Genomic DNA, 20,233 nt, shown 5'->3' on the forward strand with positions numbered 1-20,233 from the left:
TTCCGTTCAGATGGAAAGTTCCATCAATAGGCCTATTCCCGAGCGTTTTGGGCGTGGGGCCTTACTCGTGGAGAGTGAAATGAAACCGCTCTTGTCTTCCCTTGGATCCGGGCTTCTGGCCTTGGGTCTCTCCGCTGGGCTGACGGTGCCGTCGATTGCCGGCCCGGTCCTGCAGCCCGATATGTCGACCGTGACCAGCACGGCCGCATCCACCATCATCCCCGTTCGCGACAGCTGGGCCGGCGGCAACGACCGGCGGCAGATGTATGACTGGCGCTGGCGGCGCGGCGGTGACTGGCGCGGCCGCGATTTTAGATGGCGTGACGGCGACTTCCGCGCACGTCATTTCTCCCGCAACTGGGACGGAGATCGCAATTGGCGCTGGCGGCATCATCGCCATCATCGCCATCGCCACTTCGACAGCGGGGGCGCGGCCATCCTTGGGCTCGGCCTAGGCCTCGGTCTCGGCAGCCTCGCCTACAACAATTTCTACAATCCCTATTATTACGATCCCTATCCGCGCTACTATCAGCCGCGGCGCATTTACCGGACCGAGCGGCTTTCCAGGGCCCATGTCCAATGGTGCCACGACCGCTACCGGTCCTATCGGGCCTGGGACAACACGTTCCAGCCCTATAACGGCCCTCGCCGGCAGTGCATTTCGCCCTATATCTGAGCCCTCGGCACGAAGCTCAACGGCGCCCGGCGGGCGCCGTTTCTTTTTGGCAAGGCGCGCCCGACGGACGCGATAACCTTAAATTTAGCAGATGCGTCTATCCGTCATGCGGTGCCCCATATGACGATCGCCAAGCTGCGATCCGCTAGGACGACCCCGCCATGACCGAGAACGAGTTGAGAGGCAAGCGCCGGCAACGCGTGCTGAAGGGCGCGGCGATCCTGACCGGCATCAACAATTCCGGGGTCATGTGCACGGTGCGCAACATGCATCCTGGCGGCGCCGAACTGAAGCTGCCTATCGAGGCGTATGTGCCCGACGAATTCCTGCTTTACGTGACGAAGGACCGGATCGGCTACAAGGCGATCGTCCGCTGGCGCCGCGACGACCGCATCGGCGTGGAATTCGCGGGCACCGAGCCGAAGCCGCATTGGCATTACGGCTGAGCGTGAGAGAAGCCGGCGGATCGCTCCGCCGGCTTTCACGAACCATGAATAGACCGAATTAATTTTTCGCCTTGTCGACCAGCTTGTTCTTGGCGATCCACGGCATCATCGCGCGCAGCTTCGCGCCAACCTCTTCGATCTGATGACTGTCGTTGTTGCGGCGGATGCCCTTGAAGCGTGACAGGCCGGCGCGATATTCTTGCATCCATTCCGAGGTGAATTTGCCGGTCTGGATGTCCTTCAGGATGCGCTTCATCTCGGCCTTGGTGTCGGCCGTGATGATACGCGGACCGGAGACATATTCGCCCCATTCGGCGGTATTCGAGATCGAGTAGTTCATGTTGGCGATGCCACCCTCATAGATAAGGTCGACGATCAGCTTCACCTCGTGCAGACACTCGAAGTAAGCCATCTCCGGCGCGTAGCCGGCTTCCACCAGCGTCTCGAAGCCGGCGCGGATCAGCTCGACCAGGCCGCCGCACAGCACCACCTGCTCGCCGAACAGATCGGTCTCGCATTCCTCGCGGAAATTGGTCTCGATGATGCCGGAACGGCCGCCGCCGACGCCGCAGGCATAAGAGAGCGCGAGGTCGAGCGCATTGCCCGAGGCGTCCTGGTTGACGGCAACCAGGCACGGCACGCCGCCGCCCTTCTGATATTCGCCGCGCACGGTATGGCCGGGGCCCTTCGGCGCGATCATGACCACGTCGACCGAAGCCTTCGGCTCGATCAGGCCGAAATGCACATTGAGGCCGTGCGCGAAGGCGATGGCGGCGCCGTCGCGGATGTTCGGCGCGATCTCTGATCTGTAGATGTCGGCCTGCAATTCGTCGGGCGTTGCCATCATCATCAGGTCTGCCCACTTGGCGGCTTCCGACACGCTCATCACTTTCAGCCCGTCGGCCTCGACCTTGTTGGCGGTCGCCGAGCCGGCCTTCAGGCCGATGGCGATCTCCTTGACGCCAGAATCCTTGAGGTTGAGCGCATGCGCCCGGCCCTGGCTGCCATAGCCGATGATGGCGACCTTCTTACCCTTGATCAGATTGAGATCGGCGTCACGATCGTAATAGACACGCATTTCGTCTTCCTTCCCGTTTTGAAGATCAGAGCATGTTGCCGAAAAGTGTGAAGCGGTTTTCGGACGACATCATGCGCTATCTCTTGGATTTGGAGCCGGATTCAGATTTCAGGTCGACTTGACCTGAAATCATCCGGCTCCGGGGCCTTGCGGCCGGTTGTTTGCTCCCCCGGTCCTTGAGCCGTAAAGAGCGAGAAACTGCTGCGTCGCGCGGGCGGCATCGCCGCCGATCGTCGCCTCGGTCAATTGCAGCCGGTCGCCGAGCAGAAGCCGCATCTGCACGTCACGGCCGACCAGACCGAAAAACGTCCGGAACGCCGTCTCGGCATCGTGTAAGTCGAGCAGCCCGGCCTCGCGTCCCGCTTCGAGCACGGGCTTCAGACGCCTGGCCAGTGCGAAACGCCCATTCTGCAGCACGATCGCGCCAAGGTCATCCTTCCCTGAGCCGGCATGGCCGACCGCGACACGGTTGAGCGCGATAGACGTATCGCTGGAGATGACCCTCAGCCAGTCGGAAGCGAAGCGTTCGAGGCTTGCGGTCAGCCAAGCGAGGTCGAGGCCTTTGCGGTCGACCGGCGCCACGCGCACTTTCGAGGCCTGCCATTGCACTGTCGCCGTCAGCAGCCCGTCGCGGTCGCCGAACCATTTGTAGAGTGTTTCCTTGGAGCAGCTTGCCCGCCGCGCCACCGCGGTCATGGTCAGGTTGTCGCCCTCTTCGACCAGTAGGCGAAGTGCTGCGTCCAGAACGGCCTGCTGCCGCTCGGTGAGCGTTTCGCTGCTGTCAATGTCGGCGGCGGCTTGCAACACGTTTTCACCCGTTCCCGGTCGCTCAATAATGCGTACCGTACGTTACGGTTCGGCTTATTGCGCATTCGGGTTTCCAACGCAAGGGCCTGCGGCGAAAAAATCTGACGGTACCCACAAACACTCGTGAGCTAATCGCCGGCCGGTGGCTCGCGCAACCGCCCGAGCAGTGCAGCCAGCGTTTCCAGCTCCTTGGCGGAAAGCTTGTCGCCCATCAGTTCGGCTATGGACGCGCCATAGACCGCCCAGATGCGGCGGCGCATCTCCCGGCCGCTTGGCGTGATGCGCACTGTCTGGCCACGGCCGTCATCCGAGACAGGCAGCTTTTCCAGCAGGCCATCCGCTTCCAGCCGGGCCAGCAGTCGCGACACGCTGTACTGCGCCAACAGAACGCGATCGATCAGCTCGAACGGCCGCAAGCCGCCCTCGCCCGCCTCGGCAAGCTCGTGCAGCACGTCGTACCAGGCGAGCGGCGGCAAGCCGCCGGCTTTCAGGGCATACTCGGTCTTTTCGACCAGCTGGCGCGAAACGCGCATCAGGCGGCCCCAGGCTTTGACGGCCTCGGGCGCAGGAGATTTTCTCGTCATCGAGGAACTTTATTCGATAGATGCAATTGCATCAACCTTGACGGTCGATGCAAATGCATTCATATAGATGCAATTGCATCGATAAGGAGTTCCCGATGAAACATGAGATCTGTAAAGTGGCCGACATCCCGCAGACCGGCAGCCTGATCGCGCCTTTCTTCGGCCGCGAGGTCCACGTCTGGCGCAGCGGCGAGCGTGTCCGTGCCGCAGCCAATGCCTGCCTGCATTTCGGCGGGCCACTCGACTGCAAGGACGGCGCCTTCATCTGCCAGTGGCACGGCGCCCGCTTCGACATGCAAAGCGGCGAGCGCCTCGGATCCGGCGCCGACGGGCTCGCGGCTGATGTTCCTGTCGACCCGCGTCGAGGACGGCGCGCTGAACTATGTCTGGGGAGAATAAGATGACGGCCAAACTCACCCTCGTCAGCCATCACCTTTGCCCCTACGTCCAGCGTGCGGCAATCGCCCTCGCCGAGAAAGGCGTGCCGTTCGAGCGGGTCAATGTCGACCTTGCCAGCAAGCCCGACTGGTTCAAGGCTATCTCGCCGCTCGGCAAGGTACCGCTGCTCTGCGTTCGAAACGGCAGCAAGGAGGAGATCATTTTCGAATCCGCCGTCATCCTCGAATTCCTCGAGGAGACGCAGGCCAATCCGTTGCACCCGGCCGATCCGCTCATGCGGGCCAGGCACCGCTCCTGGGTCGAATTCGGGTCGGCCATCCTCAACGCCATCGGGCGCTTCTATTCCGCCGCCGATGAGGCCTGCTTCCTCAAGGAAAGCAGCGGCTTGTCGGAACTTTTTGAGCGTGTCGAGGCAGAACTGTCGGCAAGGCGGAGCGGTCCGTGGTTCGCCGGGAAGCGCTTCTCGCTGGTCGACGCCGTCTACGGGCCGATCTTCCGCTACTTCGACACGTTCGACGAGATCGGCGCTTGCGGCATCCTGGACGGCAAGCCTCTCGTCCAGGCCTGGCGCAAGGCGTTGAGCGACCGGCAATCGGTGAAGGAGGCTGTCAGTCCGGACTATCCGCTGCGGCTGCACGCCTTCCTGCGGGCAAAGGCATCTTATCTATCGCGGATGATCCGGCTGCAGGCCATTGCGATTCCGCAAGCCCGATCGGCCTGAACGGATCGATCACCGTTCCCGCGACCATGGCGGCGAGCAACTGCGGCACCGGCGCAAGCGGCGCTTTGACGCTTGTATCGGGGAAGGAAAGGCTCAGGCCTGCGCGGCATCGAAGGCGACGCGCGCCTCACGAACGGCATCGTGGTTGAGCTCGGCCCATTGGATCAGCATCTGCAACGGCGCAAACATCGAGCGGCCGAGGTCGGTGAGGCTGTATTCGACGCTCGGCGGCTTGGTCGGAAAGACTTCGCGATGCACATAGCCGTCTCGCTGCAGGTCGTAGAGCGTCTGCGTCAGCATACGCTGCGAAATGTCGGGCACCAGGCGGCGCAACTCCCCGAACCGGTACGGCTTCTCGGCCAAAGCCATGACCAGCAGCGAGCTCCATTTGCCGCTGATGCCCTGGATCACATCGCGGACCGGGCAGTCGGCGAAATTGCCGCCGCCGGTCATGGCTTTGTAGACCTCGAGCTTCGATTTCAGACTGAAGATCCTGCTGTCCATCGCGACATCCATTGATCGAAACGGCGACCCGCCGGTGGTTCCCCGGCTGTGCCTACCTCCCGGAAAACTGCCTTCTTTACGGCCCCTGGTCAATTCTTATTTTAGTGCTGGTCTCTTTTTGAGACCATCGTAAGACCCTTCGACGCAAATTTCAGGAACTTCCAATGACCGAAACTCTCCTTGTCACCGGCGCTTCCGGCCATCTCGGCCGCGCCGTGATCAACCATCTGCTCGATGCGCAGAAAGTCGCGCCGGCAAATATCATCGCAACCACGCGCAATCCCGAAAATCTCCGCGACCTGGCAGCCCTCGGCATTGTCGTCAGGCCGGCCGATTTCGACGATCCGGCCTCGCTGGAGCGCGCGTTCAAAGGCGCCGACCGAGTGCTGATCGTCTCGACCGGTGAGCTCGACCTGAAGAGCGACCGGCGCCTCAAGCAGCATCAGGCCGCGGTGGCCGCAGCCAAGGCGGCAAGCGTCTCGCACCTCCTCTACACCTCGATGCCCAATCCCGAGCCGGTCTCGCCGGTGCTGTTTGCCGGCGACCACTACGGCACCGAGCAGGCCATCAAGGCGAGCGGCATTGCCTACACCATCTTCCGCAACGGCTGGTACCAGGAGAACCTTTTCATGGCGCTGCCGCACGCCATTTCGTCGGGCAAGTGGTACACGTCGGCCGGTGACGGTCGGATCGCGCACGCCGCGCGCGACGACATGGCCGCCGCGATCGCCGCGAGCCTCGCTTCCGGCTCGACGGAGAGCCGCGTCTACACGCTGACCGGCCCGCATGCCTACACGACGAACGAAATTGCCGCTCTGGTGAGCGAAGTCACCGGCAAGCCGCTGGAGGTTATCCAATTGCCTGACGAGGCTTTGACCGAGGGCGTCAAGGCGGCCGGCCTTCCCGAGGACTTTGCGCGCATTGTCGTGTCCTTCGACGCCAACACACGCTCCGGCCGTATCGGCATGGTAACCGACGCTATCGAGACGTTGTCGGGCCGCAAGCCGAAGACGCTCAAGCAGTTCCTGGAAGGGAACAAAGCCGCACTGCTTGGCTGAACCGTTGCGCCTGGGGGGGTACTCTCCCGGGCGCGTCACCTCGACTTTTTGAGCAATCCGAGCCGGACCAAGCTTTCGCCGGTGGCGACGAGAGCTTCTTCGCGCGATCGCGGCGCCCAGCCGAGCATGCGCATGGCCTTGGCCCCGGTTGCGTTCCTGGCCTTGCCCAGTTCCGTCACGATCTGGGCTGCTTGCCCGTCGAACAGTCCGACGGTCCGGACCAGCCAGTCCGGCAGCATTCTCGTCGTAACGCGCGACGCAACGCTCCCCAGCCGCGATTTCAACGTTTGTGCGATCCCCAGCATCGTCATGAAATCGCCGCTGATGGCGAGGAACCGCTCCCCCTTTGCGGCGGGACTGGTCATGGCGCGCAGATGCAGATCCGCCACGTCCCGCACATCGACCACACCGAACACCATGCGCGGCAGACCCGGCATCTCGCCGTCCAGCAAGCGCTTGATGAAGTCCGTCGAGGTCGAATGATCCGGCCCCAGAACCGGCCCAAATATCCCGACCGGATTGACGACCGCCAGTTCCAGCGCTCCGCCCTGGCTGCCAATGAAATCCCAGGCCGCACGTTCCGCCTGCGTTTTCGACTTCACATAGGCGCTCACCTTGGCCGCCAAGTTGGTCCAGTTCTCTTCCGTGAACGGACTGCCCGGAATTGGCGTCTGGCCATATCCGATGGCGGCAAAGGACGAGGTGAGCACCACCCGTTTGACGCCCGCATCGCGCGCGGCCCGCAGCACACGCAACGCACCCTCGCGCGCAGGAACGATCAGATCGTCCTCGTGTTTCGGCACGCCCGGCGGGAACGGCGAGGCGACATGAAGAACGTACTGGCATCCCGCGACCGCTTCCGGCCAGCCGGCGTCTGTCGTCAGATCGGCGTAGGCGAAGGAAAGCGCATCGCCTGGCTCGGCACCGCCGACCCTCAGCATGGCGAGAACATCGGCTTCGCGCTTGGCGGATCGCACTGTTGTGCGGACGCGGTAGCCTGCCTGCAACAGGGCTAGAACGCAGTGCGCGCCGAGGAACCCGGAGCCGCCGGTAACGAGCACCAACTCACCGCCCATTCCCGCCTCCCCACCCCTTTAGGCGTTGCAGTCCCTCAAATGGCGACCTGAGTGCCGATCTCGACCACGCGCCCGGTGGGGATCTGGAAATACTCCGTCGCATCGGCCGCCGTCTTCGCAAGGCCGATGAACAGCCTGTCCTGCCAGATCGGCATGCCGGAATTGGGCGAGGCCTTCAGCGAGCGCCGCGACAGGAAGAAGGACGTCGTCATGATGTCGAACTTCCATCCTTGCTTGCGGCAGATGGCCAGCGCGCGCGGAATGTTCGGCTGCTCCATGTAGCCGAAGGTCAGCGTCACCCGCATGAACAGCTCGTTGACCGTCTCCATCTTCACCCGCTCGCTATCCGGCACCACCGGCTGCGGCGCGGTCACCACCGAAAGAATGACGTTCTTTTCGTGCAGCACCTTGTAGTGCTTCAGGCTGTGCATGAGCGCGGTCGGCGCGCTCAGCGGATCGCTGGTCAGGAACACGGCGGTGCCGGACACCAGCTGCGGCTTTTTCTTCAAAAGGTTCGCCGCCAGGAAGTCGAGCGGGATTTCGTTGCGGCGCGTCTTGTCGAACAGGTAGCGGCTGCCGCGCACCCAGGTCCACATGCCGAGGATGATGGCGAAAGCCACGGCGAGCGACGCCCAGCCGCCTTCGAACACCTTGACGATGTTGGAGGCGAAGAAGCCGACATCGATGAAGGCAAACAGAGCCGTTAACGACACCGCGACCCAGAGCTGCCACTTCCAGATACGGGTCATGACGACGAAGAGGAGCACCGTCGTCACCAGCATATTGCCGGTCACCGAGATCCCGTAGGCCGAGGCAAGTCTGCTGGACGCGCCGAAACCGACCACCAGAAGCATCACCACCAGCGCCAGCAGCATGTTGACGCGCGGCATGTAGATCTGGCCCGACTGTTTTTCGGACGTATGCAGGATCTCCAGCCGCGGCAGCATGTTGAGCTGCACCGCCTGCCTGGTCAGCGAAAAGGCACCGGAGATCACCGCCTGGCTGGCGATAACGGTCGCTGCCGTCGCCAGAATCACCATCGGGATCAGCGCCCAGCCTTCATTCATCTCGAAAAACGGATGGCCGACGACACCGTTCTTGGCGAGCACGAAAGCGCCCTGCCCGGCATAGTTCAATAGCAGGCAGGGAAATACGATCGCCAGCCATGCCAGCACGATCGGCTTGCGGCCGAAATGGCCGAGGTCGGCGTAGAGTGCCTCCGCGCCGGTGACGGCCAGGAAAATGGCGCCGATCGTGACAAAAGCCACGTCCGGCGAGTGGATCAGGAAGGCGACGATGTAGTGCGGGCTGATCGCCCAAAGGATTTCAGGATCGGCAATGATGTGATTCAGCCCGGACAGACCGATGGCGAGGAACCACACGGCGGTGATCGGCCCGAAGATCAAGGCAACACCACCTGTGCCGAACCGCTGCACCGCAAACAGAATGGCCAAGATGAGCAGCGTCAGCGGCACCACATAAGGCTGAAAGGCGGGTGTCACGACATTCATGCCTTCGACGGCCGAAAGCACGGAGATGGCCGGGGTGATCACGGCGTCGCCAAAGAAAAGCGAGGCGCCGGCGATGCCGATGGCCAGGATGACCGCCGAACGCGTCGCGAAAGTGCTGCGCGCCAGCGCCATCAGCGAGAGCACGCCGCCTTCGCCACGATTGTCGGCGCGCAGCACGAACATGATGTATTTGATCGTGACGATGATCGTCAGCGACCAGATGATCAGCGACAGCACGCCAAGAATATCGCCGCGATCGGCGACCTCACCGCGCGAAGAAGCAACGAGCGCCTCGCGGAACGCGTAGATCGGGCTGGTGCCGATATCGCCGTAGACGACACCCAGCGCGCCCAACATCAGCACCTTGGTGCTGTGCTGCTCTATTTCCGGATGCCCCGTTTGCTCGACGGGTTCTGCCTCAGCACCATTGGCAAGGGCCATGACGACACTCCGATAAAATGCGCGGTGCTCTACGCTTGCTGCAGTGCAATATCAAGTGCCCTGGCGTTAGGGCTCCCATACCGCCAGTGCAAGGCTCGACCTGCAGAGGTCCATTCAAATCTATGGCACAATGTAGATGCTTGAAGCGTCAGATCGCGACCTGCGTACCGATCTCGACCACGCGCCCGGTGGGGATCTGGAAATACTCCGTCGCATCCGCCGCCGTCTTCGCAAGGCCGATGAACAGCCTGTCCTGCCAGATCGGCATGCCGGAATTGGGCGAGGCCTTCAGCGAGCGCCGCGACAGGAAGAAGGACGTCGTCATGATGTCGAACTTCCATCCTTGCTTGCGGCAGATGGCCAGCGCGCGCGGAATGTTCGGCTGCTCCATGTAGCCGAAGGTCAGCGTCACCCGCATGAACAGCTCGTTGACCGTCTCCATCTTCACCCGCTCGCTATCCGGCACCACCGGCTGCGGCGCGGTCACCACCGAAAGAATGACGTTCTTTTCGTGCAGCACCTTGTAGTGCTTCAGGCTGTGCATGAGCGCGGTCGGCGCGCTCAGCGGATCGCTGGTCAAGAACACGGCGGTGCCGGACACCAGCTGCGGCTTCTTCTTGAGGAGGTTCATCGCCAGAAAGTCGAGCGGGATTTCGTTGCGGCGCGTCTTGTCGAATAGGTAGCGGGTGCCGCGAATCCAAGTCCACATGATCAGCCCCATGATCAAAGCGACAGTGATCGACACCCAACCGCCTTCGACCATCTTGACGACATTGGCCGAGAAGAAGCCGAGGTCGATGACGCCGAAGAGCAGCGCCAGCGCCAATGCGAGCGCCAGCTGCCATTTCCAGAGCCAGCGCATGACGACAAACAAGAGGATCGTCGTCATCAGCATCTCACCGGTCACCGAAATGCCATAGGCGGAGGCGAGCGCGCTCGAGCTGCCAAAGCCGACGACCAGAAGCATCACGCCGAGCGCGACCAGCAGATTGACCCTCGGCATATAGATCTGGCCGCTTTGCATCTCCGATGTGTGCTGCACCTCGATGCGCGGCAGAAGATTGAGCTGCACCGCCTGTCTGGTCAGCGAGAAGGCGCCGGAGATCACCGCCTGGCTGGCGATGACCGTCGCCGCCGTTGCCAGGGCGACCATCGGCATCAGCGCCCATTCGGGAAGCATCTGGAAGAACGGGTTGGTCGGCTTGCCGCCGTGCGAGAGCACGAAGGCGCCCTGCCCGAAATAGTTGAGGAGCAGGCAAGGGAAAACGATGGAAAACCAGGCCAGCACGATTGGCTTGCGGCCGAAATGGCCAAGGTCGACATAGAGCGCCTCGGCGCCGGTGACCGCGAGGAAAACCGCGCCGACGGTGACGAAGGCGCCCGTCGGCGTGGTGGCCAGGAAATAGACCGCATAGTAGGGGTTTATAGCCAACAGGACGGACCAGTCGTCGACGATGTGATAGAGGCCGGCAACGCCGATGGCCACGAACCATGTCGCCGTGATGGGTCCAAACACTGCCGCCACCTTGCCCGTGCCAAAACGCTGCACGGCGAAAAGCACCGCCAGAATCACCAGCGTGATCGGAACGACATAGGCATCGAGCGCCGGCGTGATGACTTCCAGGCCTTCAACCGCCGAAAGCACGGAGATCGCCGGCGTGATGATCGAATCGCCGAAGAAGAGGGCCGCGCCGCAGAGGCCGATCACCAGGATCAGGCTGGAGCCCTGCGGATAGGCGCTCCGTGCCAGCGCCATCAGCGACAGCGTGCCGCCCTCGCCCTTATTGTCGGCCCTCAGCACGAAGGCGACATATTTGATCGTGACGATGATGGTGAGCGCCCAGACGATCAGCGACAGCACGCCGAGCACATCGTTGCGGGCCACCACTCCCCCTGAAGCATGGAGAGCCTCTCGAAAGGCGTAGATCGGACTGGTGCCGATATCGCCGTAGACGACGCCGAGCGCGCCGAGCATCAGAACCTTGGTGCTGTGCTGCCGCTCGGCCTCGGCATGGCCCAAAGGTTCGAGGGATTCTGTTTCGCTGGCGTTGGCTAGCACCATGAACCCCACTTCATCAGATTCGCCACGCTCCGAGGCTGCCGCAAAGCGCGGAACACGCCGGAGCTACGCAAGGCATCCTCGCCCTACCATCCGCAGGCCTTCAAGAACCGCCCAACCGTGCCGGCCATGCCATACTCCAGCGCATCCGCTGTCAACCCATGTCCGATCGATACTTCGGCCAATGCGGGGATGCGTTTGATCAATGCCGGCAGATTGTTCACGGTCAAATCGTGGCCGGCATTGACCTGGAGCCCCGCCGCGAGTGCCGCGTCCGCGGTTTTTCCCAGTCTTTCCAATTCCCTGGCCGCCTTGGCGGAATCGGAATGGTAACCGCCATAGGGCCCGGTATAGAGTTCGATCCGGTCGGCGCCGGTATCGCGCGCGGCATTCACGCCGGCCGCATCGGCGTCGGAAAACAGCGACACGCGAAATCCGCCCTTCTTCAGCCGCTTGACGATCGGTGTCAGGAACGCGGCCTGCGCGACGAAGTTCCAGCCGTGGTCCGATGTCGCCTGCGCCGGATCGTCGGGCACCAGCGTCACCTGCTCCGGCTGGTTCTTCTCGACAAGCACCAGGAAATCCTCTGTCGGGTAGCCCTCGATGTTGAATTCCGTCTTTGGGAACTCATCGTCGATCAGCGCCCTGATCTCCGGCAAGTCGGAATGTCTCGTATGCCGCTCATCGGGGCGTGGATGAACGGTCAACCCATGCGCGCCGGCGGCAAGAGCGATGCGCCCCAGCCCTATGACGCTCGGCCACGGCAGGTCGCGGCGGTTGCGCAGCATGGCGACAGCGTTGAGGTTGACCGAAAGCTTTGCAGGCATGAATTCGCATCCAGCTTGGTTTTGGCGGGCATCTATAGCGCCTTTGCAGGGAACAGATAGTGGGTTTCCGGTGTTCCAGAGACTAGCTGATGGCCAACACAAGGATTTGCCAGTGAATTTCCTCGAGGCGGTGCCGGCGATACGCCGCATTGAAACCAACCGTGACGCGCTGTTTGCCATCGACGTCGTCGGCGATGTTTCGCCGGCGGATGCGGAAAACCTTTTCGGGCTGCTGGAAGCTGCTTATGCTCTGCACCCGAGGATGGACGTGCTGGTGCGGCTGACTGACGAGGAGAGCGTCGACTGGGCCAACATCTCGCAAGAGACGCTGCAGCAAGGTGTGGCCGACGCGCTGGAGCATGTCGTCCGTTGCGCAGCTATCGGCGAACCGCGCTGGGCATCGCTTGTCGGCGACTTCTTTCCGAAGGTTCTGCCGTTCGAATTCCGGCATTTCACCAGTCAGGACGAAGCCGCGGCCTGGCAATGGCTCGATGCGAGGCCGGCAGAATAAGCGGACTGGAGCAATTCCATGAAAGGTGTGACGGCTTTCCGCTCGGATTGCGCCAAAACAACGAGCTAGAGGGGTTTACCGTTTCCTGACCCGGTGAACCGCTCTATCGCACGATCGTCAGCCGCTCGGCCGCACGCGTGATGGCCGTGTAGAGCCAGCGTTGCCGGGTCTCCTTGAAGGCCCAGCTCTCGTCGAACAGCACGACGTCATTCCACTGCGAGCCCTGCGCCTTGTGCGCGGTCAGCGCATAGCCGTAGTCGAAATCGTCGAATCGCTTCTTCTGCTGCCATGGAATCTCGGCATCCGGATCCTCGAACGCTGCCTTCAGCAGCTTGATCTTGGCAACGCCGCGGTCGGGATCGTCCTCCTCCGGCGAGACCAGCAGGTTGATGCCAGGCTTCACCGTCTCGCGCGACGAGGTCATCACTTTCCACAGCGATCCGTTGAGCAGCCCCTTGGCCGGATCGTTGCGCAGGCAGACCAGCTTGTCGCCGGCCTGCGGATAATCGGCGGAAAAGCCCTTCAGCTCGCGCAGGCGCTGGTTGTAGCGCCGCCGCGTGCGGTTGGTGCCGACCAGTACCTGATCGGCTTTCATCACCAGATCCTGCGTGACCCCTTCCCTGCCGATCACCTGCGCCGTGCCGTAGTCGCCATGCATGAACTCGCGGCCTTCGCGCACGTCGAGCGCCAGCCGGATGATCGGGTTGTCGCGCGCCTGGCGATGGATCTCGGTGAGCAGCACATCCGGCTCGTGCTCGGTGAAGAAGCCGCCGCCCGAGATCGGCGGCAACTGCGCCGGATCACCGAGCACTAGGATCGGCGTGCCGAAGCTCTGCAGGTCGCGGCCAAGTTGCTCGTCGACCATCGAACATTCGTCGATGACGACGAGCTTGGCGCGCGCGATCGGACTTTGCCGGTTGAGTGAAAAGGTCGGCGACATCGACGTCTTGCCGGTCACCTGGTCCTCGACCGCTTCCTCGCCCTTCGGCCTGTAGATCAGCGAATGGATGGTGCGGGCGTTGGTCGCTCCCTTGGAGCGCAGCACCTGGGCAGCCTTGCCGGTGAAGGCCGCGAATTGCACCTGCCCGTCGACGTGCTCGGCGAAATAGCGCGCAAGCGTCGTTTTGCCGGTGCCGGCATAGCCGAACAGGCGGAAGATCTGCGGCCGCCCGTCCTTCAGCCAGCGGCCGACCGCCTTCAAAGCCTCGTCCTGTTGAGGAGAGAATTCCATCAGTTCGACAGACCGGATTCGCGAGCGAAACACAAGGTTGGCGTGCCATCACCGGCGTCGTCGGCGACGGTCTCATTCATTATCAGCTCGGCACGCTATCAGGCGCAAACAAGAACGTAAAGGGAACGAAGTTTGAGTCCGGGCTACCGGTGGGCTCCGGGATCATTCTCCAGCAGGATCGGCTTGCCGTGCGGCGTGGCGTGCGCGGCACGCTCCCATGCGGCCGCGAGCGCATCGATCTCGTGCTTGCCGGCGACGCCCTTGGTCGCCAGCAATTTTTCCAGCGCCGACAGCCAGTGCTCGTAATAGTCGTGGCCTTCCGTCGCGGCGTCCGGCTTCCTCACTTCGGCGGACAGGACGTCCGCCCATTCGCTCCACGAAAACAGGCCGCTGTCGTGCAGCGCCACCGTCATGGCGAAAGCCTCCGCCTGCCACGGTTCGGCGAACACCGGATCGTCGAAACCCGTCGGCAGCGCGCCTTTATGCGGGCTCAAGGTAACTCTCCCAGGCGTCGATGGAGACGGTCAATGTCGGATCGGCGCCCTCGCCCCAGATCTCGGCGCCCTCGAAAACCACGGTATAGACCCATTGCGGGTTCTCGCCCTTGCCATGCGCGTTGCTGTCCGGGAACACGAAACCGTCGCGAACGGCCTCGATCCTTCCGTTCTTGCCGCGCGCGTAGCGCGGCAGGCGCGTATGGCCGGTGGGGCTGAAATTCTTCGTCCGCACGCGGTCGCCCGCCTGGAAGCGCGTCGGCGCAGCCACGGGACGGTCGCATGGCCCACCTTTGGCGAGCACGGCAGGCACATCGGCAGCCTTCAGCACGCGTTTGGGTGTCGCCGCCGGATCGACAGCCTTGCCGGCGGCAAGGTCGCGTTCCGTCACGAAGCCATGGCGCTTCAGGAGTACCTCAAGCGCCTGGATCCAGATCTGGTAATAGCTCGACGAATAATAATCGGCGGGATGCAGCGATTCTCGCGCATGCCGGCTCTCGTCGATGTTCCAGGCACCCATGGCGCCGGCAGTGAGCGTGACGCCTAGTGCCCGCCGCTCCCAGGCAGCATGGAAGTAAGGCTCGTCCGTCTCGGGCGCGACCGGGCCGAAGCCCATCTGTCCGCCGAGATCCTGTGGCCCGTTCATGCCGGCTCCTTCGCCAGCGCCGTGCCGATCATCGAATCGCGGCTGACCAGGCCGGCGAGTTGCTCCTCGCTCCAGCCCTCGGTGCCTTTCGGCCGCATCGGCACCACCAGATAGCGAAGCTCGGCCGTCGAATCCCAGACGCGGATTTTCCTGCCCGCGGGCAAGGTTAGCCCGAATTCTTCCAGCACGCCGCGCGGATCGATAACAGCCCGCGAACGATAGGGCGGCGCCTTGTACCAGACCGGCGGCAGGCCGAGCACGGACCACGGATAGCAGGAGCAGAGCGTGCAGACGACGAGGTTGTGCGTCTCCTGCGTGTTGAACACCGCCTGCATGTGCTCGCCCTGACGCCCGGTATAGCCGAGCGAGGCAATTGCCGCCGTCGCGTCGCGCTTCAGCCATTCGGCATAGGCCGGATCGTTCCAGGCCTTCGCCACCACCCTGGCGCCGTTGCGTGGGCCGATTTTCGTCTCGTAGGTATCGACGATGACGTCGATGGCCGCCGGATCGATCAGGCCCTTCTCGGTAAGGATCGTTTCCAATGCGCGCACGCGCGCCGCAAACGGATCGAGCTCGTTGTCGTGGTCGTGATCATGGGACATGGCGCAAGGTTACGATCGTGCGCACGCCCCCGCAAGCTCGGCAACTTGGGCCAGAGCCGGGCCGCCTATTCGGCGGCCAACTTTCTCGGTTCGGCATTTTCTCCGGGGTCAAAGAGCGAGGGCTGCTCGACCGGCTCGACCGCATGCAACGCCGGCCGGCTCTTCTTCGAGGAGAAGCTGAGTAGCCAGCCGGAGAAATGCTCGAAATAGACATAGATGACCGGCGTGACGAACAGGGTCAGCGCCTGGGATGCGAGCAGGCCGCCGACCACGGCAACGCCGAGCGGCTGGCGCAGCTCGGCGCTGGCGCCGGTGCCGAGCGCGATCGGGAACGTGCCCATCAAGGCCGCCAGCGTCGTCATCATGATCGGCCGGAAACGCATCAGGCAGGCCTTGTGGATGGAGTCCAGCGCAGACATGCCCTCGCGCCTCAACTCCAGCGCCACGTCGATCATCATGATGCCGTTTTTCTTGACGATGCCGATCAGCATCAGGATGCCGATCACGGCTATGACCGACAGGTCCATGCCGAAGAGCCGCAATGCAACCACCGCGCCCAGTACCGCCGATGGCAGGCCCGTCAGAATGGTCAGCGGATGAATGAAGCTCTCGTAGAGCATGCCGAGCACGATGTAGATCGTGAGGATCGCGCCCCCGATCAGCAGCCCCTGGTTGGCAAGCGAATCCTGGAACGTCTTGGCCGTGCCGGCGAAGGTGGTGCCGATTGCCTGCGGCATGCCGATCTGGTCCTTGAGCTGGTTGATGCGGGTCACCGTGTCGCCGAGCGAGACACCCTGCGGCAGGTTGTAGGAGATCGTCACCGCCGGCAGCTGGCCAAGCTGGTTGACCGTCAAGGCGCCGGCCGTGCGATCGACCCGGGCGAAGGCACCGAGAGGAACGAGGCTGCCGCTCGCCGTTCTCACCTGAATGGCCAGCATGCGCTCCGGCGACCACTCGATCTTCGGATCGAGCTCGGTGATGACCTCGTAACTGTCGGCCGAACCGAAAATGGTTGAGACCTGATCGGTGCCGAAGCCGCCATAGAGGGCGGAGCGCAGCGTGTCCGTGTCGATACCGAGCTGAGCGGCCTTGTCGCGATCGACGACCAGCGACGCCTGCAGCGCGTTGTTCTGCAAATCACTTGTGACGTCGGTGAAGAATTTATGATCGGCGGCCATGGCGTCGTTCAATTTCTGCGCCCAGGCGTCCGTCGCGCCGTTATCGAGGCCTTGGACGACCAACTGATAGGCGCTGGCCGAGGACCGCGAGCCGAGCCTGAGGTTCTGCACCGGTTGCATATAGGTTTCGATGCCGGCGACGCCGGACAGCTGCCGCCTCAAATCGGAAAGCACCTTCTCTATGTCGGGACGCTTGTCCTTGTCCTTCAGTTGCACGAACAACTGTCCCTGATTGAGCGCATTATTGCCGCTGCCCACCGACCAGGCGACGTGATCGACGTAAGGCGAATGCGAGAAGACGTCGGCGACCTGGCTCTGCAGCTTCGTCATCGCGTCGAAGGAGATGTCCTGGCGGGCGATGGTGGTTACCGAGATCTGGCCTATGTCTTCTTGCGGGAAGAAGCCCTTCGGCGAAACCTGGATCAGCCAAACGGAGGCCGCCGCGGTGCCGACGAAGACCAGGAACACCAGGAAGGTGTGGCGCAGGCAGAAGCTCAGGATCCAGTCATAGCCACGCGTGATGAGATCATGTCTGTGACCGTCGGCATGCGCCTCGCGATCGGCCTTGGTCACCGACAAAAGCCGCGAGCACAGCATCGGGGTCAGGGTCAGCGACACGAACATCGACGCCAGGATGGCGACCGTTACCACGACGGCGAATTCGTTGAAGATACGGCCGATGACGCCGCCCATCAGAAGCACGGGGATGAACACCGCCACCAGCGAAATCGAAATCGATATGATGGTGAAGCCGATCTCACGCGCGCCCTTGAGCGCGGCGTCGAAAGCCGACAGCCCGTCCTCCTCCATGTGGCGGAAGATGTTTTCGAGCATGACGATCGCGTCGTCGACGACGAGGCCGACGGCCAGCGTCAGGCCCATCAGAGATATGTTGTCGATCGAGAAGCCGAACAGGAACATCGCGCCGAGTGTGGCGATCAGCGAAATCGGCACGGCCACCGCCGGGATGATCGTTGCCGTGACGCGGCGCAGGAACACGAAGATCACCATCACCACCAACGCGATGGTCAGGAGCAGCGTGAACTGCACGTCGTCGACGGCCTGGCGGATCGAGGTGGATCGGTCGTTGAGCAGTTTGATGCTCGCGGCAGCCGGCATCTGGTCCTGGAAGGACGGCAGCATCGCCTTGACCTTGTCGACGACGTCGACCGTATTGGCGTCGGGCTGACGCTGCACGGCCATGATAATGGCGCGCGTGCCGTCATACCAACTCGCCGTCGTCGTGGTTTCGACCGAGTCGATGACGCGCGTGACCTCGCCCAGCCGCACCGGATGGCCGTTCTTGGTGGCGATGATAATGTTTGAAAAATCGGCGGCGTTCATCAACTGAGTGTTGGCCGTGATCGTCAGCTGCTGCTTGTCGTTCTGCAGCACGCCGAGCGGGGTGTTGCTGTTGGCCGAGGCCACGGCCGTCTGCAACTGGTCGATCGAGATGCCGCGCGCGGCGAGCGCGGTCGGATCGATCTGGATGCGCACCGCATATTTTTGCTGTCCGTAGATCGAAACCTGCGCAACGCCATCGATGGTCGATAGCGAGGGCGAGATGACGTTTTCGGCGAAGGCGTCGAGATCGGTGAGTGGAACGGTGTCGCTGACCAGCGACATCAGGAGAATCGGCGCATCGGCCGGATTGACCTTGCGATAGCTTGGCGGCGCCGTCATTTGCGGCGGCAGCGATTTTTGCGTGCGCGCAATGGCTGCCTGAACGTCCGCGGCAGCCGCGTCGATGTCGCGGTTGAGCACGAACTGGATGGCGATCGAGGTCTGGCCCAGCGAGTTGGTGGTCGAAATCGAATCGATGCCGGCAATGGTTGCGAACTGCTTGATCAGCGGCGTCGCGACCGAGGTCGCCATGGTCTCCGGCGAAGCGCCGGCCAGTTGGGCCGAGACATTCACCACCGGGAACTCCGCGCTGGGCAGCGCGGCAACCGGCAGGAACTTGTAAGCGAACAGTCCGCCCAGCACGAGGGCGAACGACATCAGCAACGTGGCGACGGGCTTTCGTATGCAGAATTCGGAAATCATGGGCGGGCCTCGCCGGCCTTGTCGGCTTGTGCGACCTTAGGCGAATTTTGATCGCCACTGTTGCTCGCTGTCTTGCCTTCGTGCACCGTCGCGCCGTCCTTTAGCCTTGTCTGGCCTTCGACCACCACTTTCTCGCCGCCCTTGAGGCCTTGGCTGATGGCGCTGTTATCGCCCTCCGTCAGCGCCACCTGCACCGGCCGCATCTCGACCGTGTTGTCCGGCTTGACCACATAGACGAAGGGACCTTTCTGGCTCGGCTGCACCGCGACCGTCGGAACCGAGGTCATTTGCGGCATCGTGCCGGCATCAAGGATGACGTTCACATACTGCCCCGGCCAAAGCGAAAGATCGAAGTTCGGTATGCTCGCCCGCGTGGCGATGGTGCCGGAGGCGGTGTCGACGCTGGAATCGACGAAATCGAGCGTGCCCTTGCCGATCGGCGTCGGATCGCCGTCCTTGGTCAGCGTCACGTCGCCTTGCTGTGGGCTCGCCAACGCTTTGTGCAATAAAGCAAGGTTGCTTTCCGGCAGAGTGAAATTCACCTGCAGCGGGTCCATCTGTGTGATGGTCACAAGCGGCGTCGTGGTGCTTGAGCCGTTGCTGGTGGTGACGAGATCCCCGACCGAGACGTTGACCGCTCCCAGCCTGCCTGAGATGGGCGCGCTGATGGTCGCGTAGCTTAACTGGACCGTATCCGCGTCGATCGTCGCCTTGTCGGCATCGATGGTGGCGGCCGCGGCCTTCTGCGCCGCCAGTGCCTGGTCGTAAGTCTGCTGCGTGCCAGCCTGCTTGGCGACAAGGTCCTTGGCGCGCTGAAGATCCGCCGTGGCGCTCACCAGCAGGGCCTGGTCCTTGACGAGCGTCGCCTGATCCTTGGCAAGCTGCGCCTTCAGTGCGCGGTCATCGAGCGAGAAGAGAAGGTCGCCGGCCCTCACCATTTGCCCGTCCTTCACCGCGATCGACACGATCTGGCTGGAGACACGGGCATTCACGCTGACCACCGACGGTGAGGAGACGAAGCCGATGGCGTAGCGACGGATCGGAAAATCGGCGGTCGTCGCAGTTGCCGAAACGATCGAGGCGGAACGCGCGCCGCCAGCGCCGCCCTTCTGGCTGCCCGATGCCTTGGTCGTGTCGGCGCCGGCTGTGTCGGCCTGCTGGCCGGAGATCAGCTGCTGCACCCTGCCCATCGCGGCGGGCGACAGATAAAGGCCGACACCTGCAAGGCAGGCCAGAGCGACGACTGTAAAGGCGATTTTTCCGCGCATCGACAACTGGCCCTCTATCCGACACGCCGAAACCGGTGGTCTATTCTCAGCTCATTTCACGGCCGTTGCC

General features: G+C 62.9%; 20 protein-coding genes. 6 read left to right on the forward strand and 14 right to left on the reverse strand.

Going from position 1 to position 20,233, the window contains the following annotated elements; translation table 11 throughout:
* Window positions 1-79: 79 nt before the first annotated feature.
* Together P9228_RS09075 and P9228_RS09080 are read left to right on the forward strand one after the other, a co-directional pair.
* Window positions 80-676 carry a BA14K family protein gene (locus P9228_RS09075; RefSeq protein ID WP_067323296.1) on the forward strand — a complete coding sequence of 199 codons (597 nt, stop codon included), beginning with the start codon at window positions 80-82 and terminating at the stop codon, window positions 674-676.
* 161 nt (window positions 677-837) lie between these two features.
* Window positions 838-1,122, forward strand: coding sequence for a PilZ domain-containing protein (locus tag P9228_RS09080; RefSeq protein WP_278053086.1), 285 nt, complete (start codon window positions 838-840; stop codon window positions 1,120-1,122).
* Window positions 1,123-1,180: 58 nt separating this feature from the next.
* On the opposite strand, the gene ilvC is transcribed toward P9228_RS09080, so the two are convergent.
* From ilvC to P9228_RS09095, 3 genes are all read right to left on the reverse strand, one after another.
* A complete protein-coding gene (gene ilvC, locus P9228_RS09085; protein ID WP_066998695.1) occupies window positions 1,181-2,200 on the reverse strand; it encodes a ketol-acid reductoisomerase in 1,020 nt (339 codons plus the stop codon).
* Between the two features lie 129 nt (window positions 2,201-2,329).
* Entirely contained in the window at window positions 2,330-3,007 is a 678-nt protein-coding gene (locus P9228_RS09090; protein ID WP_278053088.1) for a TetR/AcrR family transcriptional regulator, read from the reverse strand.
* A gap of 128 nt (window positions 3,008-3,135) precedes the next feature.
* Window positions 3,136-3,591, reverse strand: coding sequence for a MarR family winged helix-turn-helix transcriptional regulator (locus P9228_RS09095; protein WP_278053089.1), 456 nt, complete (start codon window positions 3,589-3,591; stop codon window positions 3,136-3,138).
* Window positions 3,592-3,686: 95 nt separating this feature from the next.
* Here P9228_RS09095 and P9228_RS09100 point away from each other — a divergent pair, with 95 nt between their 5' ends.
* The gene (locus P9228_RS09100) at window positions 3,687-3,995 is read left to right on the forward strand and encodes a Rieske 2Fe-2S domain-containing protein (RefSeq protein WP_278053090.1); all 309 of its coding nucleotides are present in this window, start codon (window positions 3,687-3,689) and stop codon (window positions 3,993-3,995) included.
* Window positions 3,992-4,711: a glutathione S-transferase family protein gene (locus P9228_RS09105; RefSeq protein ID WP_164763678.1), complete on the forward strand. Its 720-nt coding sequence runs from the start codon at window positions 3,992-3,994 to the stop codon at window positions 4,709-4,711. Before P9228_RS09100 ends, P9228_RS09105 begins: the two co-directional genes overlap by 4 nt.
* 93 nt (window positions 4,712-4,804) lie before the next feature.
* On the opposite strand, the gene P9228_RS09110 is transcribed toward P9228_RS09105, so the two are convergent.
* Window positions 4,805-5,215 (reverse strand): helix-turn-helix domain-containing protein, encoded by a 411-nt coding sequence (locus P9228_RS09110; protein WP_278053092.1) that lies wholly within the window; start codon window positions 5,213-5,215, stop codon window positions 4,805-4,807.
* A 164-nt stretch (window positions 5,216-5,379) separates the two neighbouring features.
* Here P9228_RS09110 and P9228_RS09115 point away from each other — a divergent pair, with 164 nt between their 5' ends.
* Window positions 5,380-6,273, forward strand: a complete 894-nt coding sequence (locus P9228_RS09115) for an SDR family oxidoreductase (protein ID WP_095802008.1) — start codon at window positions 5,380-5,382, stop codon at window positions 6,271-6,273.
* A gap of 35 nt (window positions 6,274-6,308) precedes the next feature.
* On the opposite strand, the gene P9228_RS09120 is transcribed toward P9228_RS09115, so the two are convergent.
* The 4 genes from P9228_RS09120 to P9228_RS09135 form a co-directional block, all read right to left on the reverse strand.
* Window positions 6,309-7,349, reverse strand: coding sequence for an aldehyde reductase (locus tag P9228_RS09120; RefSeq protein WP_278053093.1), 1,041 nt, complete (start codon window positions 7,347-7,349; stop codon window positions 6,309-6,311).
* A 35-nt stretch (window positions 7,350-7,384) separates the two neighbouring features.
* Window positions 7,385-9,301, reverse strand: coding sequence for a potassium transporter Kup (locus P9228_RS09125; RefSeq protein WP_067323268.1), 1,917 nt, complete (start codon window positions 9,299-9,301; stop codon window positions 7,385-7,387).
* Window positions 9,302-9,449: 148 nt separating this feature from the next.
* Window positions 9,450-11,276 (reverse strand): potassium transporter Kup, encoded by a 1,827-nt coding sequence (locus P9228_RS09130; RefSeq protein ID WP_347404288.1) that lies wholly within the window; start codon window positions 11,274-11,276, stop codon window positions 9,450-9,452.
* A gap of 170 nt (window positions 11,277-11,446) precedes the next feature.
* Window positions 11,447-12,187, reverse strand: coding sequence for a pyridoxine 5'-phosphate synthase (locus P9228_RS09135; protein WP_095802658.1), 741 nt, complete (start codon window positions 12,185-12,187; stop codon window positions 11,447-11,449).
* Between P9228_RS09135 and P9228_RS09140 the strand changes: the two genes are divergently transcribed.
* The gene (locus P9228_RS09140; protein ID WP_347404268.1) at window positions 12,165-12,698 is read left to right on the forward strand and encodes an STAS/SEC14 domain-containing protein; all 534 of its coding nucleotides are present in this window, start codon (window positions 12,165-12,167) and stop codon (window positions 12,696-12,698) included. The two genes, P9228_RS09135 and P9228_RS09140, sit on opposite strands and share 23 nt — an antisense overlap.
* Before the next feature lie 103 nt (window positions 12,699-12,801).
* Here P9228_RS09140 and P9228_RS09145 read toward each other — a convergent pair whose 3' ends face one another.
* The 6 genes from P9228_RS09145 to P9228_RS09170 all read right to left on the reverse strand — a co-directional run bounded on the left by P9228_RS09145 (window position 12,802) and on the right by P9228_RS09170 (window position 20,163).
* On the reverse strand, window positions 12,802-13,929 hold the full coding sequence (locus P9228_RS09145; RefSeq protein ID WP_278053098.1) for an ATP-dependent RecD-like DNA helicase: 1,128 nt from the start codon (window positions 13,927-13,929) through the stop codon (window positions 12,802-12,804).
* 143 nt (window positions 13,930-14,072) lie between these two features.
* Window positions 14,073-14,423 (reverse strand): nitrile hydratase accessory protein, encoded by a 351-nt coding sequence (locus P9228_RS09150; RefSeq protein ID WP_278053099.1) that lies wholly within the window; start codon window positions 14,421-14,423, stop codon window positions 14,073-14,075.
* Entirely contained in the window at window positions 14,410-15,069 is a 660-nt protein-coding gene (gene nthB / locus P9228_RS09155; protein ID WP_278053101.1) for a nitrile hydratase subunit beta, read from the reverse strand. The genes P9228_RS09150 and nthB overlap by 14 nt, the downstream gene beginning before the upstream one ends.
* Complete coding sequence (gene nthA, locus P9228_RS09160) at window positions 15,066-15,671, reverse strand: nitrile hydratase subunit alpha (protein WP_095802660.1); 606 nt, start codon at window positions 15,669-15,671, stop codon at window positions 15,066-15,068. Before nthA ends, nthB begins: the two co-directional genes overlap by 4 nt.
* A 65-nt stretch (window positions 15,672-15,736) precedes the next feature.
* Window positions 15,737-18,895, reverse strand: a complete 3,159-nt coding sequence (locus tag P9228_RS09165) for an efflux RND transporter permease subunit (RefSeq protein WP_067323247.1) — start codon at window positions 18,893-18,895, stop codon at window positions 15,737-15,739.
* Window positions 18,892-20,163 (reverse strand): efflux RND transporter periplasmic adaptor subunit, encoded by a 1,272-nt coding sequence (locus P9228_RS09170; RefSeq protein ID WP_278053104.1) that lies wholly within the window; start codon window positions 20,161-20,163, stop codon window positions 18,892-18,894. Before P9228_RS09170 ends, P9228_RS09165 begins: the two co-directional genes overlap by 4 nt.
* Between the last annotated feature and the right edge of the window lie 70 nt (window positions 20,164-20,233).

It is taken from the genome of Mesorhizobium sp. WSM4898, assembly GCF_029625845.1.
GTDB lineage: Bacteria > Pseudomonadota > Alphaproteobacteria > Rhizobiales > Rhizobiaceae > Mesorhizobium.

Coding starts and splice junctions, on each gene's coding strand:
- P9228_RS09075 (WP_067323296.1), top strand. CDS start 80: ATGAAACCGCTCTTGTCTTCCCTTGGATCCGGGCTTCTGGCCTTGGGT.
- P9228_RS09080 (WP_278053086.1), top strand. CDS start 838: ATGACCGAGAACGAGTTGAGAGGCAAGCGCCGGCAACGCGTGCTGAAG.
- ilvC (WP_066998695.1), bottom strand. CDS start 2,200: ATGCGTGTCTATTACGATCGTGACGCCGATCTCAATCTGATCAAGGGT.
- P9228_RS09095 (WP_278053089.1), bottom strand. CDS start 3,591: ATGACGAGAAAATCTCCTGCGCCCGAGGCCGTCAAAGCCTGGGGCCGC.
- P9228_RS09100 (WP_278053090.1), top strand. CDS start 3,687: ATGAAACATGAGATCTGTAAAGTGGCCGACATCCCGCAGACCGGCAGC.
- P9228_RS09105 (WP_164763678.1), top strand. CDS start 3,992: ATGACGGCCAAACTCACCCTCGTCAGCCATCACCTTTGCCCCTACGTC.
- P9228_RS09110 (WP_278053092.1), bottom strand. CDS start 5,215: ATGGACAGCAGGATCTTCAGTCTGAAATCGAAGCTCGAGGTCTACAAA.
- P9228_RS09115 (WP_095802008.1), top strand. CDS start 5,380: ATGACCGAAACTCTCCTTGTCACCGGCGCTTCCGGCCATCTCGGCCGC.
- P9228_RS09120 (WP_278053093.1), bottom strand. CDS start 7,349: ATGGGCGGTGAGTTGGTGCTCGTTACCGGCGGCTCCGGGTTCCTCGGC.
- P9228_RS09125 (WP_067323268.1), bottom strand. CDS start 9,301: ATGGCCCTTGCCAATGGTGCTGAGGCAGAACCCGTCGAGCAAACGGGG.
- P9228_RS09130 (WP_347404288.1), bottom strand. CDS start 11,276: ATGCTCGGCGCGCTCGGCGTCGTCTACGGCGATATCGGCACCAGTCCG.
- P9228_RS09135 (WP_095802658.1), bottom strand. CDS start 12,187: ATGCCTGCAAAGCTTTCGGTCAACCTCAACGCTGTCGCCATGCTGCGC.
- P9228_RS09145 (WP_278053098.1), bottom strand. CDS start 13,929: ATGGAATTCTCTCCTCAACAGGACGAGGCTTTGAAGGCGGTCGGCCGC.
- nthB (WP_278053101.1), bottom strand. CDS start 15,069: ATGAACGGGCCACAGGATCTCGGCGGACAGATGGGCTTCGGCCCGGTC.
- nthA (WP_095802660.1), bottom strand. CDS start 15,671: ATGTCCCATGATCACGACCACGACAACGAGCTCGATCCGTTTGCGGCG.
- P9228_RS09165 (WP_067323247.1), bottom strand. CDS start 18,895: ATGATTTCCGAATTCTGCATACGAAAGCCCGTCGCCACGTTGCTGATG.
- P9228_RS09170 (WP_278053104.1), bottom strand. CDS start 20,163: ATGCGCGGAAAAATCGCCTTTACAGTCGTCGCTCTGGCCTGCCTTGCA.